15 protein-coding genes are annotated in these 15,396 nt (G+C 72.6%); 4 read left to right on the forward strand and 11 right to left on the reverse strand.

What is annotated here, in order from left to right; all coding sequences use genetic code 11:
* Positions 1-9: 9 nt before the first annotated feature.
* On the reverse strand, positions 10-954 hold the full coding sequence (locus AC3EU2_RS04750) for a hypothetical protein (protein ID WP_488178573.1): 945 nt from the start codon (positions 952-954) through the stop codon (positions 10-12).
* Between the two features lie 118 nt (positions 955-1,072).
* Here AC3EU2_RS04750 and AC3EU2_RS04755 point away from each other — a divergent pair, with 118 nt between their 5' ends.
* On the forward strand, positions 1,073-2,017 hold the full coding sequence (locus tag AC3EU2_RS04755) for an SAM-dependent methyltransferase (RefSeq protein ID WP_488179440.1): 945 nt from the start codon (positions 1,073-1,075) through the stop codon (positions 2,015-2,017).
* Positions 2,010-3,179 (forward strand): NADH-quinone oxidoreductase subunit D, encoded by a 1,170-nt coding sequence (locus tag AC3EU2_RS04760; RefSeq protein WP_488178574.1) that lies wholly within the window; start codon positions 2,010-2,012, stop codon positions 3,177-3,179. The genes AC3EU2_RS04755 and AC3EU2_RS04760 overlap by 8 nt, the downstream gene beginning before the upstream one ends.
* Positions 3,180-3,255: 76 nt before the next feature.
* Here AC3EU2_RS04760 and AC3EU2_RS04765 read toward each other — a convergent pair whose 3' ends face one another.
* From AC3EU2_RS04765 to AC3EU2_RS04810, 10 genes are all read right to left on the reverse strand, one after another.
* The gene (locus AC3EU2_RS04765; RefSeq protein ID WP_488178575.1) at positions 3,256-3,723 is read right to left on the reverse strand and encodes a DUF3180 domain-containing protein; all 468 of its coding nucleotides are present in this window, start codon (positions 3,721-3,723) and stop codon (positions 3,256-3,258) included.
* The gene (gene folK / locus AC3EU2_RS04770) at positions 3,720-4,604 is read right to left on the reverse strand and encodes a 2-amino-4-hydroxy-6-hydroxymethyldihydropteridine diphosphokinase (RefSeq protein WP_488178576.1); all 885 of its coding nucleotides are present in this window, start codon (positions 4,602-4,604) and stop codon (positions 3,720-3,722) included. The genes AC3EU2_RS04765 and folK overlap by 4 nt, the downstream gene beginning before the upstream one ends.
* Positions 4,601-5,434 carry a dihydropteroate synthase gene (gene folP / locus AC3EU2_RS04775; protein ID WP_488178577.1) on the reverse strand — a complete coding sequence of 278 codons (834 nt, stop codon included), beginning with the start codon at positions 5,432-5,434 and terminating at the stop codon, positions 4,601-4,603. Before folP ends, folK begins: the two co-directional genes overlap by 4 nt.
* Positions 5,431-6,051: a GTP cyclohydrolase I FolE gene (folE, locus tag AC3EU2_RS04780; protein ID WP_488178578.1), complete on the reverse strand. Its 621-nt coding sequence runs from the start codon at positions 6,049-6,051 to the stop codon at positions 5,431-5,433. Before folE ends, folP begins: the two co-directional genes overlap by 4 nt.
* 4 nt (positions 6,052-6,055) lie before the next feature.
* Positions 6,056-8,185, reverse strand: coding sequence for an ATP-dependent zinc metalloprotease FtsH (ftsH, locus tag AC3EU2_RS04785; RefSeq protein ID WP_488178579.1), 2,130 nt, complete (start codon positions 8,183-8,185; stop codon positions 6,056-6,058).
* 160 nt (positions 8,186-8,345) lie between these two features.
* On the reverse strand, positions 8,346-8,897 hold the full coding sequence (gene hpt / locus AC3EU2_RS04790; RefSeq protein WP_035939538.1) for a hypoxanthine phosphoribosyltransferase: 552 nt from the start codon (positions 8,895-8,897) through the stop codon (positions 8,346-8,348).
* Positions 8,898-9,105: 208 nt separating this feature from the next.
* On the reverse strand, positions 9,106-10,071 hold the full coding sequence (locus AC3EU2_RS04795; RefSeq protein WP_488178580.1) for an ArsR/SmtB family transcription factor: 966 nt from the start codon (positions 10,069-10,071) through the stop codon (positions 9,106-9,108).
* Complete coding sequence (tilS, locus tag AC3EU2_RS04800) at positions 10,065-11,138, reverse strand: tRNA lysidine(34) synthetase TilS (protein WP_488178581.1); 1,074 nt, start codon at positions 11,136-11,138, stop codon at positions 10,065-10,067. Before tilS ends, AC3EU2_RS04795 begins: the two co-directional genes overlap by 7 nt.
* 6 nt (positions 11,139-11,144) lie before the next feature.
* A complete protein-coding gene (locus tag AC3EU2_RS04805) occupies positions 11,145-12,197 on the reverse strand; it encodes a zinc-dependent metalloprotease (RefSeq protein WP_488178582.1) in 1,053 nt (350 codons plus the stop codon).
* A 10-nt stretch (positions 12,198-12,207) separates the two neighbouring features.
* On the reverse strand, positions 12,208-13,656 hold the full coding sequence (locus tag AC3EU2_RS04810; protein ID WP_488178583.1) for a D-alanyl-D-alanine carboxypeptidase/D-alanyl-D-alanine-endopeptidase: 1,449 nt from the start codon (positions 13,654-13,656) through the stop codon (positions 12,208-12,210).
* An 88-nt stretch (positions 13,657-13,744) separates the two neighbouring features.
* Between AC3EU2_RS04810 and AC3EU2_RS04815 the strand changes: the two genes are divergently transcribed.
* Together AC3EU2_RS04815 and AC3EU2_RS04820 are read left to right on the forward strand one after the other, a co-directional pair.
* Positions 13,745-14,386 (forward strand): inorganic diphosphatase, encoded by a 642-nt coding sequence (locus AC3EU2_RS04815; RefSeq protein ID WP_488178584.1) that lies wholly within the window; start codon positions 13,745-13,747, stop codon positions 14,384-14,386.
* Between the two features lie 40 nt (positions 14,387-14,426).
* Positions 14,427-15,281: an aldo/keto reductase gene (locus AC3EU2_RS04820; protein ID WP_488178585.1), complete on the forward strand. Its 855-nt coding sequence runs from the start codon at positions 14,427-14,429 to the stop codon at positions 15,279-15,281.
* Positions 15,282-15,396 lie beyond the last annotated feature (115 nt).

Raw genomic sequence — 15,396 nt, forward strand, 5'->3', positions numbered from 1 at the left:
TCCTGAGCCTTAACAGCGAGCCCTGGCTCGCGCCCAGGCACACGAGGCGCCGAGACCGAGGGCCTTGAGGTCCGCAGCCAGCTGGAACGGCTCGTCCCGGGCCTCCCGCGACGTGCACCGGACGATGATCCGGCCTGGCGCGGTGAGGCGACGCTGGCGCTGGATGTCGTCCTCCCAGTGCTCCACCTCCATGTGGAACGCGCCATCGACCTCGAGCACCAGGACCGTGCCGTCGGGCAGGTCCCACTCGCAGTCGGTGTAGCGCCAACGGCCGGCGCGGTCCTTGCGTCGCCGCTGCCGGGCGGGCAGCGGCAGCCCGAAGTCACGGCACATCCGGGTGATGTCGACCTCGGCGAGCGAGCCTGCCCCACCCTCGATCTCGGTGAGCAGCAGCCTGAACCTCGGTGACCGTCGGAGAGGCTTCATGCGCTCGAGCTGGCGCCGGAGGTCCGCGGCGGTCGTGAGCCGTTGCTGGACGACCGCAGCCAGCAGGCCCTGCGCGGTGCGCCACGACGGCTCGTGTGCCGCGCACAGCAGTGCTGCCGGCTCCACCCGGGCGAGTGGCTGGGGGTTCTTGGCTTTCCAGAGCTCGAGGGGGCGCCGCGTCCGGAACCAGTCGATCCCGTCCAGCGCGTCGGAGTGGGCCTGCTCGTCGACGAGGACCGTGATGTCGTCGCGGTGCCAGTTCTTGAGGCCGTGCAGCTCGAGCGCGGTGTAGCCCCCGACGAGAGCGGGTGGCCCGGCGTGCAGCACTCCCAGCCACGCGCGCTGCACCTGAGTGAGCTCGCCGGTGAAGGTGCTCACCACCACGGGGCTGCGCTCGGCCCACCTCTCTGCGCGGAGGTTCGCAGCCACGTGGTCGCGGTTCACACCGAGGCCGCGCAGCTGCCGGCGAGCGAGCAGACCCTGCTGCCGGTCCGCGAGCTCTCGCACCACCTCGTGAACGCGTGCCACGTGTCGAGCGTCCCGCAGATGGCGCGATGGCCCGGACCTCCATCCACAGCCCCTGCCTTGTGTGCCCCAGCGCGAGCCCTGGGTCGCGCTGGGGCACACGAGGCAGGATGTGGGGGTGATGCGGCCGTGGCGCGAGGCGTGGGGGGGCGCGCTGTACGGACCCGACGGGTTCTACCGCCGCGCCGAAGGCCCCGCCGGGCACTTCACGACCTCGGCGCACGGTGACCTGGGTGCCGTGCTCGCCGAGGTCGTCGCGCGCCTCGCCGACGACAGCGGCGTATGCCGTGTGGTCGACCTCGCGTGCGGCCGCGGGGAGCTGCTCGCCCACCTCCACGACCAGCGCCCGGACCTGTCTCTTGTCGGGGTGGACGTGGTGGGGCGGCCGGGTGACCTCCCGCCCGCCGTGGAGTGGGTCCGCTCCCCCGGCGGCGCAGCGCTCCCGGACGACCTGCGCGACCTCGACGCCCTGGTCATCGCCCACGAGTGGCTCGACGTCGTGCCGTGCACCATTGCAGAGGTGGACGACACCGGGCTGCTGCGCGAGGTCCTCGTCGACGCGGTCGGCGACGAGGACCTCGGGGACGAGCTCGCCGGGGCCGACCGCGCCTGGGCGGACGCGTGGTGGCCGGCGAGCGAGCCGGGTGAGCGCGTCGAGGTCGGGCTCGGCCGGGACATCGCCTGGCGCGAGCTCCTCTCGCGCAGCTCCTCCGGCCTCACGGTCGCCGTCGACTACGGCCACACGAGGACCACCCGACCCGCCCACGGGAGCCTCACGGCCTACCGGGAGGGTCGGCTGGCCGAGCCGGTGCCGGACGGGCGGCGAGACCTCACCGCCCACGTCGCGACGGACAGCCTCGGCGCCGACGAGGTCCTCACCCAGCGCGAGGTGTTCCACCGGCTCGGCCTCGCCTCCACGACACCCGACCACGCCACCGCGACTTCGGACCCGCTCGGCTACGTCCGGGCGCTCGGCCGCTCGTCGACCATCGCCGCCCTCAGCGACCCGCACGGGCTCGGCGGGTTCCACTGGGCGATGACGCGGCATACTCGGGGCCATGCCTGAGTCGACGCCGCGGACGACCATGGTCGCCGTCGGCGCCGGCGGGCTCGCGACGGCCGACATGGTCCTCAACATCGGGCCGCAGCACCCCGCCACCCACGGCGTGCTCCGCCTGCGCCTCACCCTCGACGGCGAGCGCATCATCCGGGCCGAGCCGATCATCGGCTACATGCACCGGGGCGCCGAGAAGCTCTTCGAGGTTCGCGACTACCGCCAGATCATCGTGCTCGCCAACCGCCACGACTGGCTGTCGGCGTTCAGCAACGAGCTCGGCGTCGTCCTCGCCGTCGAGCAGATGCTCGGCATGGAGGTGCCCGAGCGCGCCGTCTGGCTGCGGACGATGCTCGCCGAGCTCAACCGGGTGCTCAACCACCTGATGTTCCTCGGCTCCTACCCGCTGGAGCTCGGCGCGATCACCCCGGTCTTCTACGCGTTCCGCGAGCGCGAGGAGCTCCAGGCCGTCATGGAGGAGGCCTCGGGCGGTCGGATGCACTACATGTTCAACCGGGTCGGGGGCCTCAAGGAGGACGTGCCCGCCGGGTGGCTCGGCCGGGTCGACCACGCTGTACAGGCCGTCCGCGGGCGGCTGCCCGACCTCGAGTCGATGCTCGTCGGCAACGAGATCCTGGCCGCGCGCACCCGCGGTGTCGGCGTCCTCGACGCCGCGACGGTCCACGCCTTCGGCGTCTCCGGCCCCATCGCCCGCGCCTCAGGGGTCGACGTCGACCTCCGCCGCGACCAGCCCTACCTCGCGTATGCCGCGTTGTTCGCCGCGGACGGCCCCGGCCGGGTCGTGACCCGCACCGCGGGCGACTGCCTGTCGCGCCTCGAGGTGCTGCTCGAGCAGGTGCACGTCAGCCTCGACCTCGTCGAGCACTGCCTGTCGGTGCTCGGATCGCTGGCGGCCGGCCCGGTGAACCAGCGACTGCCCAAGGTGCTCAAGGTGCCGGAGGGCGAGACCTACGTCGCGACCGAGAACCCGCTCGGGTTCAACGGCTACTACCTCGTCTCCCGCGGCGAGAAGACGCCGTGGCGGCTCAAGCTGCGGTCGGCGTCGTTCAACAACGTGCAGGTCCTCACCGAGCTCCTGCCCGGGGCGCTGGTCTCCGACATGGTCGCCATCCTCGGCTCGATGTTCTTCGTCGTCGGCGACGTCGACAAGTAGCCCGCACCGACCGCTGCGTCCGCAACCCTGGTCGGGAACCCCGCCACCTTTGCGGACGCAGGCAGGTCCGAGGAGCTCAGTGCTCTTCGTCGTCGTCGTCCCGGGGGTCGACCCGGCACCAGTGCTGAGCGACGAACCCGGCGAGCGCGAGCAGGCCGGCCGCCCCGACGAGCACCGCCAGCCGCCACACGCGCTCCTGGTTGGCCACGAGCGACAGTCCGCCTGAGACGACGGCCAGCTGACCGGCATACCACCCGACGGCGGCAGCGCCGGTGAGGGTCGCCGCCTGCGCGAGCACGACGACACGCGCCGCGCGCAGCGGGTCGAGACGACGGGTGGAGCGGCCGTCGAGGTAGGCCCGCACGGGCCACGCGAAGCCCACGACGAAGGCCGCCATGGCCACGAGCAGCAGGGCCGCGAGCCAGGACGGGCGCGGGACGAGCTCGCCCTGTCCGGTGGTGAGCTGCCAGAGCAGCCACGATGCCCCTCCGACCACGAGCGCCACGAGCAGCGCGACCACGGGACTGACGCCCCGGCGTGTCACCACCCGTCCTCCAGGAGGTCCACGTCCGGCCCGAGCGCCACACCCTCGCGTCCGACCTCGGCCAGCAGCTCGGAGACCCGGCGCGGCTGGCCGTCGACGCGCAGTGTGGCCTCGGCGTCGGCGTCGACCCAGGGCGCGAGGACGAAGGCCCGCTCGTGCGCTCGTGGGTGGGGCAGGGTCAGCGCCTCGGTCGAGAGTCGGACGTCGGTGTCGAAGACCGGGTCGCCGTACTGGATGAGGTCGAGGTCGAGCGTGCGCGGGCCCCACCGCTCCTTGCGGACCCGGCCGTGCTCGAGCTCGATGTCCTGCATCGTGCGCAGCAGCCGCTGCGGTGACATCTGCGTCGTGCCGACGACCACGGCGTTGAGGTAGGGCGACTGCGCCGGACCGCCGACGGGGGCGGTCTCGTAGACGCGTGAGGCCGCCTTGAGGTCGAGGGCCAGCCAGAGCGCACCCACCGCGTTCTGGATGGTCTCGAGGGGTTCGCCCATGTTGGATCCGATGGCGATGACGACCGGCGTCTCGCGCAGCCGCTTCACCGTGACGGCGACGTCGGTGAAGGGGTGGCCCACGGGCGCCTGGGGCTTGTGGACGGTGACGACGACGGACTCGACCAGGGGCCGGGTGAGCACCTTGGCGGCGATGCGGTCGGCGAGCGCCTCGATGAGGTCGAGCGACTCCCCCTCGACGAGCGCGACGACGTCGGTGGCGACCTCGGCGTAGTTGACGGTGTCGGCGAGGTCGTCGCTCGTGCCGGCCTGGGTGAGGTCGACCTCCATCTCGACGTCGACGACGAACGTCTGGCCGTCGCGCTTCTCGAACTCCAGGACGCCGTGCAAGCCGGTGGCGGAGACGCCCTTGAGGGTGATCCGGTCGCTCATCGGGCCTCCCGCAGGGCGTCGGCCACGTCGAGCGCCCCGACACTCGACGCGACGTCGTGGACGCGCACGGCCCACGCGCCGTGACTCGCCGCGTGGAACGACGTCACCGCGGTCGAGAGGTCGCGCTCGGAGGGTGGACGCGACTCGGAGCCCTCGGGCACACCGAGGCGGCCGAGGAAGGTCTTGCGGGACGTGCCGACGAGGACGGGGAGGCCGAGTGCGACGACCTCGTCGAGCCGCCGCAGCAGCGTCCAGTTGTGCTCGGCGGTCTTGGCGAAGCCGAAGCCGGGGTCGACGATGAGGTTCTGCCGGCGGATCCCCTGGCCCTGCAGCACCTCGACGCGGGCCGCGAGGTCGGCGCAGACGTCCGCGACGACGTCGTCGTAGACCGCGCGCGACTGCATGTCGGCGCTGTGCCCGCGCCAGTGCATGACGACGAAGGGGGTGCCGGCCGCAGCCACGAGCCCCGCCATCTCGTCGTCGGCGAGGCCACCACTGACGTCGTTGACGATCGACGCGCCGGCCTCGATCGCCGCGGCCGCGACGGCCGCACGCATCGTGTCGATCGAGACGACGGCGCCGTCGGCGGCGAGCTCGCGCACGACGGGCAGGACACGGCGCAGCTCCTCCTCGACCGAGGGGCGCTCGGCGCCGGGCCGCGTCGACTCCCCGCCGATGTCGAGGACGTCGGCGCCGGCGGCGAGGAGCTCGCGCCCGTGGGTGATCGCCGCCCCGGGCTCGAACCACTCGCCGCCGTCGCTGAACGAGTCGGGGGTGACATTGACGACGCCCATGACGAGCGGCCGCGGGCCGACCTCGAGCGAGATCACCGCTTGCCGCCGAGCAGGAGCGACATCGCCTCTGCCCGGGTGGCGGGGTCGCGCAGCTGGCCGCGCACGGCTGAGGTGATGGTCCGCGACCCGGGCTTGTGCACTCCGCGCATGGACATGCAGAGGTGCTCGGCCTCGATGACGACGATGACGCCCTGCACGCCGAGGTGGTCGACGAGCGCGTCGGCGACCTGGGTGGTGATCCGCTCCTGCACCTGGGGGCGCCGGGCGAACACGTCGACGAGCCTGGCCAGCTTGGACAGACCGGTGACGGTGCCGTCCGGGGCGGGGATGTAACCAACGTGCGCCACACCGTGGAACGGCAGGAGATGGTGCTCGCAGGTCGAGTAGATCTCGATGTCGCGCACGATGATGAGCTCTTCGTGGTCGATCGAGAAGCGCGCCGACAGCACCTCCACCGGGTCCTGGGACAGACCGCCGAACAGCTGGGTGGCGGCCCGGGCGACCCGGTCCGGGGTGTCGAGCAGGCCCGCGCGGTCGGGGTCCTCGCCGATCGCGAGGAGGAACTCGCGCACCGCCGCCCGGGCGCGCTCGTGGTCGACCTGCCGGGGGGCGACGCTGTCGATCTCGGCGCTCAGGTCGGGGTCACCCGACACGCCGTCAGTGGGCGTCGGGATCGACACGCTGGCCCTCGGGAACCTCGATCACCCTGGTCGGCGGGTTCTCGGCCGCCTCGGCCGCGGGGTGCGCCCCCTCGCTGGCCGCCCTCTCGATGGCCGCCGTCGTCGACGGGTCGCCCTCGTTGACGTGGGCCCCGGCGGGGGCGCCCGACGGGTCGTGGCCGTTGAGCGCGGCCTTCTCGGCCGGCGTCAGCACGGGCGGCTGGTGGGAGATGCCGCGGTTCTCGCTCGACAGCCACGTCGGGCGCAGCGGGCGCTTGACGATGTCGCCGAAGATGACGGCGAGCTCCTGCGCGTTGAGCGTCTCCTTCTCGAGCAGGTCGAGGACGAGCCGGTCGAGGATGTGGCGGTTGTCGTTGATGACGTGCCACGCCTCGTCGTGCGCACCCTCGATGAGGCCTCGCACCTCCTCGTCGACGATGCCGGCGACCTTCTCGGAGTAGTCGCGCTGGTGGCCGAGGTCCCGCCCGAGGAAGACCTCACCCTGGCTCTGGCCGAGCTTGATCGCACCCACTCGGTCGCTCATGCCGTACTCGGTGACCATCTTGCGGGCCATCGCGGTGGCCTTCTCGATGTCGTTGGCGGCACCGGTGGTGGGGTCGTGGAAGATGATCTCCTCCGCGACGCGGCCACCGAGGGCGAAGGCGAGCTGGTCGAGGATCTCGTTGCGGCTCGTCGAGTACTTGTCGTCGAGCGGCATGACCATCGTGTAGCCGAGCGCCCGGCCGCGGGGCAGGATCGTCACCTTGGTGACGGGGTCGGTGTGGTTCATCGCCGAGGCGACGAGCGCGTGGCCACCCTCGTGGTACGCGGTGATCTTGCGCTCCTTGGCCGACATGATCCGCGTCTTCTTCTGCGGGCCGGCGATGACACGGTCGATCGCCTCGTCGAGGGTGGAGTCGTCGATGAGCTTCTGGTCGGAACGGGCCGTCAGCAGGGCGGCCTCGTTGAGGACGTTGGCGAGGTCGGCGCCGGTGAAGCCCGGGGTGCGCCGGGCGACGGCGAGGAGGTCGACGCCAGCAGCCATGGGCTTGCCCTGCGAGTGGACCTCGAGGATGCGGTGGCGGCCGAGCATGTCGGGGGCCTCGACGGCGATCTGCCGGTCGAAGCGGCCGGGACGCAGCAGGGCCGGGTCGAGGATGTCGGGGCGGTTGGTCGCCGCGATGAGGATGACGTTGGTCTTGACGTCGAAGCCGTCCATCTCGACGAGGAGCTGGTTGAGCGTCTGCTCGCGCTCGTCGTGACCGCCGCCCATGCCGGCGCCGCGGTGGCGACCGACGGCGTCGATCTCGTCGACGAAGACGATGGCGGGGGCGTTGGCCTTGGCCTGCTCGAAGAGGTCGCGGACACGAGAGGCACCGACACCGACGAACATCTCGACGAAGTCCGACCCGGAGATCGAGTAGAACGGCACCCCGGCCTCACCGGCCACGGCGCGCGCGAGCAGGGTCTTGCCGGTCCCGGGGGGGCCGTAGAGGAGGACGCCCTTGGGGATCTTGGCGCCGACGGCGAGGAACTTGGCCGGGTCGGCGAGGAACTCCTTGATCTCGTGGAGCTCCTGCACGGCCTCGTCGGCGCCGGCGACGTCGTCGAAGGTGACCTTGGGGGTGTCCTTGCTGTGCAGCTTGGCCTTGGACTTGCCGAACTGCATGACCCGCGAGCCACCGCCCTGGGCCTGGCTCATCATGAACCAGAAGAGCCCGACGAGCAGGAGGATCGGGAAGATGCTGATGAAGAGGGTCCAGAACGGGTTCTGGGTCTCCCGCTTGTCGTTGTAGCCGTCGGTCGGCGGGTTGGCCTTGACGAGCTCGACGAGCGACTCGGCGCGAGCCTCGACGAACTCGGCCTGCACCTTGTCGGCGCCCGAGATGTTGGCCTCGGCGTCGCTGAACGGGGAGTCGGACTTGAGGTCGAGCCGCAGGATGTTGTCGCTCGTCAGCTCGGCCTTGTCGACCTTCTTGTCGGCGATGAGCTTCTCGGCCCGGGCGGTGTCGATCGTCGCGTAGCCACCATCACCCCCGAGGGAGAACATCACGACCGTGATGGCGATGACCGCAAGGACCCAGAAGATCGGGGCCTTGAACACGCGCTTGGTGGCACTGGAATTCATAGATGTGAATGGGGCCGGTGGCCCCACGTCCTCCTGATCAACGAGCCCATCCGTGCACGCTCGCGCGCCACAGGTCTAGGGGTACACGCTACCCGCCACCAGGGCGGCGGCACGGGGCGCGTCCGACCGGACAACGACTGGCGTATGCCGCGTGTTCCGCTCAGCTGTAGACGTGCGGGGCCAGCGTGCCGACCTGGCGCAGCCCGCGGTACTGCTCCGCGTAGTCCAGCCCGTAGCCCACGACGAACTCGTTGGGGATGTCGAAGCCGACCCACCTGACGTCGACCTCGACCTTGGCGGCCTCCGGCTTGCGGAGCAGCGTGACGATCTCGACCGACGCGGGGTTGCGCGACTCGAGGTTGGCCCTGATCCACGAGAGGGTCAGGCCCGAGTCGACGATGTCCTCGACGATGAGGACGTGCTTGCCGGAGATGTCGGCGTCGAGGTCCTTGAGGATGCGGACCACGCCGGAGGACTTCGTCCCCGAGCCGTAGGACGAGACGGCCATCCAGTCGACGGGCACCGTCATCGGCAGGGCGCGCATGAGGTCGGCCATGACCATGACCGCACCCTTGAGGACACCGACGAGCAGCACGTCCTTGCCGGCGTACTCGGCCGCGATCTCCTCGGCGAGCTCGGCGAGCTTGGCATGGATCTCGTCCTCGGTGATGAGGACCCGCTCGAGGTCGGCCCCCATGTGGGCAGCGTCCACGGTGCACTCTCCCTGTCGTGTCGGCGACGGTCCGTCGTTGGGGTCCAGTCAACCGGACGGGCCGAGGCGGTGGACACCCGGGAGTCGGGTGACGTCCAGCGCCCGCGACGATGAAGTCCGGGACTTCATCATTGGCCCTCGGCCGCGGCAGCACCAATCCTTGCGCTGCCGGGCGTCTCCTCACGCCGACCTGGGCGAAGAGGGGCGCTCAGGTCGGCGAGTCGAGGTCGCCGACGAGCGCCTCCGCCGCCGACGTCCGGAGGTAGAGCACGGAGCGGCCGTCGCGGATCGTCGTCACGAGCCCCACGTCGCGCAGCCACCGGAGCTGCTGGCCGGCCGCGGAGACGCTGATCCGGCGACGCGACGCCAGCATCGTGCTCGACATCGGCTCACCGAGCTCGGCCAGCAGGGCGGCCCGGGTCGGACCGAGCAGCTGAGCGGCCCTCTTCCGGGCCGGCTCCGGCAGCGGGAGGCGGCCCCGGCCGCGCGCCGGGTAGGGGAGGTAGGGCGGGGCGTCGGCGTTGAAGGGGTAGGACGCGTGCGGGGTGAAGTGCGTCGGCACGAAGACCAGGCCCCGGTCCCGGGCGTCCGCCTCGAAGTGGGGTCCGCTGGGGTTCCACGCGCGGATCTCGTCGACGCCGAAGGTCAGTGCGGGACTCAGGCCCTCGAGCATGGGTCGCAACCCGACCCGGGCCCCGGTCACGGCCCGCACGGTGATGTCGCCGACGAGGTTGGCGTGCATCGGGGACCACCACGGCCGCACGCACGTCCGCCAGTACCCGTCCAGGGCTCCGACGACGCGCTCGAGGACCCGGGCCGTCGGTCCGACGAGCGCGGCGGGCCGGCCTGCGGGGTACAGGTCGTCGAGGTCCCGGTCGACGACGCGCGCGGGGGTGCCGGCCACCGTCCTCAGCTCGTCATCGAAGTCGGTCGAGGCGGCCACCGGCCGGGGGTTGAGGAACTCGGGGGTGGAGTAGTCGGGTGCCACGAGGGCGAGGAGCATCTCGAGGTCCACCCGGGCGAGGCGGGGCTCGATGGCCCGCCGCCACGGCGCCATGTGCGGGTAGACGTCGGGCCGCCAGAGGGCGCGCAGCGACAGGGTCGTCTCGCTGAGGACGGAGATGCCGAACGTCGCACCGGTGAGGTCGCGCTCGGTGATCCGGTAGCTCACCATCGTGGGCGCCCACCCGGGTCCGTGGTCGGCGACACCTCGACCTGTCCGTCGCGACGGAGCACACGGACGTTCCCGGGCGCGTGCACGGGGCCCTGGCCGTGCCAGCTCGTCAGCAGGGCGTCACAGGCCTCGGTGTGCCGGGTGCCCACCTGCCCGGCCGGCGCACCCGCCGCCACGAGGAGCCTGCGCCAGGCCCGGGTGCGCACCGCGCGTGGCAGGACGGCAAGGTCCTCCACGCCCCAGGGGCCGGCCCCCAGCGACCGCACCGCCTCGTCGGCGAGCGCGTCGAGGTGGTCGGCGTCCTCCCGGAGCTGGTCGGCCGTGCGCCCGAGGGCGGCGACGACTCCCGGCCCCAGGTCGGACTCGAGGTCGGCGACGGCCCGGCGCGCCCGCACCCGGGCGACGTCGGTGTCCTCGTTCATCGGGTCGTCCCACCACGGCACCCCCTCGGCCGTGCACGACTCGCGGCACTCCGCCCGGGTCAGCCGGAGCAGCGGCCGGCGCAGCAGGTCACGGGCGGACGGCATACCCGCCAGCGAGCGCGCACCGGACCCGCGGACGAGGCCGAGGAGCACCTGCTCGGCCTGGTCGTCGAGGGTGTGGCCGAGAAGCACCGCCGCTGCCCCGAGCCGCTCGGCCGCCTCCGCGAGGGCGCCGTACCGGGCGTCACGTGCGGCCGCCTCGAGCCCCGAGCCGTCCGGTGACACCGACACCGGGACCACCTCCACCGGGTCGAGGCCGAGGTCCGCGAGCCAGCCCGCGACCCGGTCGGCGACCTCGCCGGACCCGGGTTGGAGGCCGTGGTCCACGACGACCGCACCCGCCCCCCACGGGGCGTGTCGCTGCTCGTGCGACACCGCCTCCGCGAGCGCCATCGAGTCCCCTCCCCCGCTGCACGCGACGAGCACGAGCGGACCGATCTCGCCCATTCCCCCGTGAGGCACGGACACGCCGGTCCCCAACGGGGGAATTGGCGAGTTGAGGACGGGACGTGGGGGGGCGAGGTCGGTGAGGGCCGAGCGGACGGCCTGCCGGATCCTCGCGGTCGCGGGGTGCGGACCGGACATGTCCGATCAGCCGTGGACGCGGGCGACCCAGGCGGCCGGGTCGGTGATCTCGAGGGGGCGCGGGAGGGTCTCGGGCGAGGTCCAGATGGCGTTGAAGCCCTCGACGCCGACCTTGTCCTGGACGCCGCGGACGAAGACCGCGCCGTCGCGGTACTGGCGCATCTTGGCCTCGAGCCCGAGGAGACGGCGGAGGAGCTTGTCGAAGGCGCCGACGCCCTTGCGGCGCTCGGTGAACTTCGCGCGGATCTCGGCGACCGTCGGGATGTGGGCCGGCCCCACGTCGTCCATGACGACGTCGGCGTGGCCCTCGAGCAGCGACATCACCGCGGTGAGGTCGGCGAGCTTGGCCCGCTGCTCGGCGGTCATGACGAGGTCGGTGATGCCGCCGGAGCCGCTGCTGAGGAGCTCGGGGAGCTTCTCGCGCAACGACTTCGTGAGCTCCTGCAGGCGGTCCTGGTCCGGCGCCATCTCGGTCGCGAGCGTGCGGGCCTCAGCGACCATGTGGTCGCGCAGCCACGGCACGGCGGTGAACTGCACGCGGTGCGTCTCCTCGTGCATGCAGACCCACGCGCGGAAGTCCTCGGCGTCGACGTCGAGCTCGCGCTGGACCTGCACGAGGTTGGGCGCGACGAGCAGCAGCGCCGGGGTCCCCCCGGGGGCGAGGTCGTACTGCCCGAGCACCTTGCTCGCCATGAACGCGAGCAGCGCACCGGCCTCGGCACCGGTGACCTTGCCGCCGATCGCGCTGGCGAAGCCGCTCGGCGGGGACGCGGTGCCGTGCCGCGTCATGATCTGCTCGAACGCGGGGCCGAGCATCGCGCCCATCGAGTCAGCGTTCATCGCGATCCAGGTCGGGCGGTCCACGACGAGCGCCTCGGGGGCGTCGTCCGGGGTCTGGAGCCGGGAGGTCTCGGCCACGGGGCCGTGGGCGCGACGGGCGGTCTCGCGGATGGCACCGACCTCGGCGGCGGCCTCCTCGGCCGACACGGCCGGGCCCGCGGGAGCGAGGGTCCGACCCGTGGCCTTGGCGAACTCCCAGTCGACGTAGCTGTTGCTCACGCGCTCCTCCTCAGGGGCATCCGCACAGGGTCAGCGCGGTCACGAAGCGATCCAACGCCGCACGTGCGCCCAGCGTTCCTGCCGAGGGTGGCACACGATCGGCCAGGATGACGAAGGCGAGCAGGCGCCCGTCCGCGTCGACCGTGGTGCCGGCCAGGCCGGAGATGCCCCTCAGGGTCCCGGTCTTCGCCCGCGGTATGCCGGCCACGGCCCTGGTCTCCTTCGACCGGTAGCGGTCGGCGAGGCCTCCGCTCAGCCCGGCAACGGGGAGGGAGGCCAGGGCCCGCCTCAGCTCCGGCTCGGCGTTCGTCGTCGCGAGGGTGAGCACGTCGGCGAGGGCGGTGACGGTGACCGTCTGGCCCGGCGAGAGCCCGCTGGTGTCGAGGAGGCGCAGGCCGGCCGTCGGCACGCCCGCCTCGGCCAGAGTGGCGACGACGAACCGGGCCGGGCCGCTCGGGTCCGCGGCCGGCTGCCCCTCGGCGACCATGGCCTGACGGACGAGGTTCTCGGTGAGGGCGTTGTCACTGCGTTCGAGGGCGACCCCGAGGTGCTGGCCGTAGGTCGCGGACTCGACCGCCCCGAGCTCGGTGGCGCCGGCGGGTGCGGGGGCGCCCTGGCGGGGGAGCGGCAGGACGGTGGTCGCGTGCCCGCGGGCGGTCAGTGCCGTCGCGAGCGCCTTGGCCACACCCACCTCCGGGACGGCGGGAGCGGCCCGCCCTCCCCCGGCGCGCTGCGAGACGAGGTCGAGCATCGAGACGGACTGGGTGAAGCCGGCCGCGACGTCCTCCTTCTTCCACGTGGGCGGGTAGCGGGGTCCGGCGGCGTAGGTCGCGTCCACCCGGAGGGTGACCGCGCCGACCTTGCGCTGCGTGAGGGACGCCGCGACCTCGTCGGCGAGCGTGGCGATGCCGGCCCGGCCGGCGACGAGCGCCTCGTCGGACGCGCCGTCGCCGAGGAGGGTGTCTCCGCCGGCGACGAGGACGACCTGACCCGGGTCGTCGCCGGTGACGACCCGCGTCGTCATCCGCGCGTCGAAATCGAGGTGCTCGGTGACGGCGAAGGCGCTGAGGACCTTGAGCGTCGAGGCGGGAGCGCGCGCGGTGGCCGGGTCGACGGCATACAGCTCCTCGCCGGTCAGCCCGTCGCGGACGCTGATGCCGACGCTGGGACCCAGCCACGGGTCGGCGGCGAGGCGCGCGAGGGCCGCGGTGAGACCGGCGGTGGTCGGCGCGGACGATGACGACGAGGGCGAGGCGCCGGGGGTCGCGGACGCGGGCGCGGCGCTGGGGAGCGGGGCCCACCTGGGCGAGGCGGAGGGCGACCCGGTCGGCGTCGGGGGATCCACGGGGGCGCCGTCGTAGGTGAGGATCCCGGGCGCGAGGTCCACGACGTCCGCCGCGGCGTAGCCGACCCCGCCGACGAGGAGGCAGGCGACCCCTGCCACGACCGCCCGGCGCATCCGACCCCTTTCCGCGCGCCCGCCGCTGCATGCGGGACACTGGCCCCGAGCGTAGGTCATTCACCCCGATCCGAAAGAGGCCACCACCGTGGAGTTCGACGTCACCATCGAGATCCCCAAGGGACACCGCAACAAGTACGAGGTGGACCACGAGACCGGCCGGATCCGCCTCGACCGCATGCTGTTCACGTCGATGGCGTACCCGTCGGACTACGGCTACGTCGAGGACACCCTCGGTGAGGACAGCGACCCGCTCGACGCGCTCGTCCTGCTCGACGAGCCGACCTGGCCAGGCTGTCTCGTGCGCGCCCGGCCGATCGGCATGTTCCACATGCGCGACGAGGCCGGCGGCGACGACAAGATCCTCTGCATCCCGGCCGGCGACCCGCGCAAGGCGCACATCACCGAGCTCGAGCACATCAGCGAGTTCGACCGCCTCGAGATCCAGCACTTCTTCGAGACCTACAAGGACCTCGAGCCCGGCAAGTCCGTCGAGGGCGCCCACTGGGCCGGCCGCGAGGACGCCGAGCGCTGCGTCGTCGAGGCCATCGAGCGCGCCCGCGAGGCGGGCATGACGACGGCCCGCTGGCGTATGCCGGCCGCCCAGGAGTCCGACGCCCGCGCGGCGTCCGCGGCCCGCACCGCCGAGGAGCACGCCCACGCGGCCGCGAAGGCCAAGGAGGAGCTCGCCACGAAGGACAAGCCGCTCAGCGACAACCCCGACTCCTGACCCTGCCGCTCGGCCGTCCGGGCGTCGTAGGTTGGGCAGCATGGCTTCCGACATCGCCCAGACGCACGAGCTCAACGACGGCACGACGATCCCCGCGATTGGCTTCGGCACCTACCCGCTGAGGGGGGACGAGGGTGTCGCGGCGATCACGTCGGCGATCACCAACGGCTACCGGCTGCTCGACACCGCGGTCAACTACGAGAACGAGGCCGAGGTCGGCGAGGCCATCCGCCGCGCCGCCACCGAGGGCGTCACCCGCAACGAGCTCGTCGTCCAGAGCAAGATCCCCGGGCGCGACCACGCCTACGAGAAGGCCGTCCTGTCGGTGGAGTCGAGCCTGCGGGCGCTGGGGCTCGAGCGACTGGACGTCGGGCTCATCCACTGGCCGAACCCGTCGGTCGGCCGCTTCACGGAGGCGTGGCGGGCGCTCGTCGACTGCCGCGAGCGCGGGCTCGTGCGCAGCGTCGGCGTCTCGAACTTCACCCCCGCCCACCTCGCCCGGATCATCGACGACACGGGGGTCGTCCCGGCCGTCAACCAGGTCGAGCTGCACCCGCTCTTCCCGCAGGAGGAGCTGCGCGCCGAGCACGAGCGCCTCGGCATCCGGACGGAGTCGTGGAGCCCGCTGGGCAAGCGCCAGGCCCCCTTCGACGCCGACCCGGTGGCGGCCGCGGCCTCGGCCCACCGTGTCGAAACGGCTCAGGTCATCCTCCGGTGGCAGCTGCAGCTCGGGGCGATCCCGCTGCCCAAGTCCGGCACCGCCTCGCGTCAGAGGGCGAACCTCGACCTCTTCGGATTCGCGCTCACCGACGACGAGATGGCGGCCATCACCGCGCTCGGCCGCCCCGACGGCCGGCTCTTCGACGGCGACCCGGACACGCACGAGGAGATGTAGCCCGCACGCCGGTTCGGGAGCCGGCTCGGACGGCATACGCCGTTCGTATGCCGTCCGCCGACGGTTCCCGGGACACCGCCCGCCCGGCAGCGTAGGTTCACCGCAGGCCGAGGAG

It is taken from the genome of Knoellia sp. B-D-2 (genome assembly GCF_057714695.1).

Excerpts from the sequence above, each read along its gene's own strand:
- AC3EU2_RS04755 (WP_488179440.1), top strand. The coding sequence starts at position 1,073 with ATGCGGCCGTGGCGCGAGGCGTGGGGGGGCGCGCTGTACGGACCCGAC.
- AC3EU2_RS04760 (WP_488178574.1), top strand. The coding sequence starts at position 2,010 with ATGCCTGAGTCGACGCCGCGGACGACCATGGTCGCCGTCGGCGCCGGC.
- folK (WP_488178576.1), bottom strand. The coding sequence starts at position 4,604 with ATGAGCGACCGGATCACCCTCAAGGGCGTCTCCGCCACCGGCTTGCAC.
- ftsH (WP_488178579.1), bottom strand. The coding sequence starts at position 8,185 with ATGAATTCCAGTGCCACCAAGCGCGTGTTCAAGGCCCCGATCTTCTGG.
- AC3EU2_RS04795 (WP_488178580.1), bottom strand. The coding sequence starts at position 10,071 with ATGGTGAGCTACCGGATCACCGAGCGCGACCTCACCGGTGCGACGTTC.
- tilS (WP_488178581.1), bottom strand. The coding sequence starts at position 11,138 with ATGTCCGGTCCGCACCCCGCGACCGCGAGGATCCGGCAGGCCGTCCGC.
- AC3EU2_RS04810 (WP_488178583.1), bottom strand. The coding sequence starts at position 13,656 with ATGCGCCGGGCGGTCGTGGCAGGGGTCGCCTGCCTCCTCGTCGGCGGG.
- AC3EU2_RS04820 (WP_488178585.1), top strand. The coding sequence starts at position 14,427 with ATGGCTTCCGACATCGCCCAGACGCACGAGCTCAACGACGGCACGACG.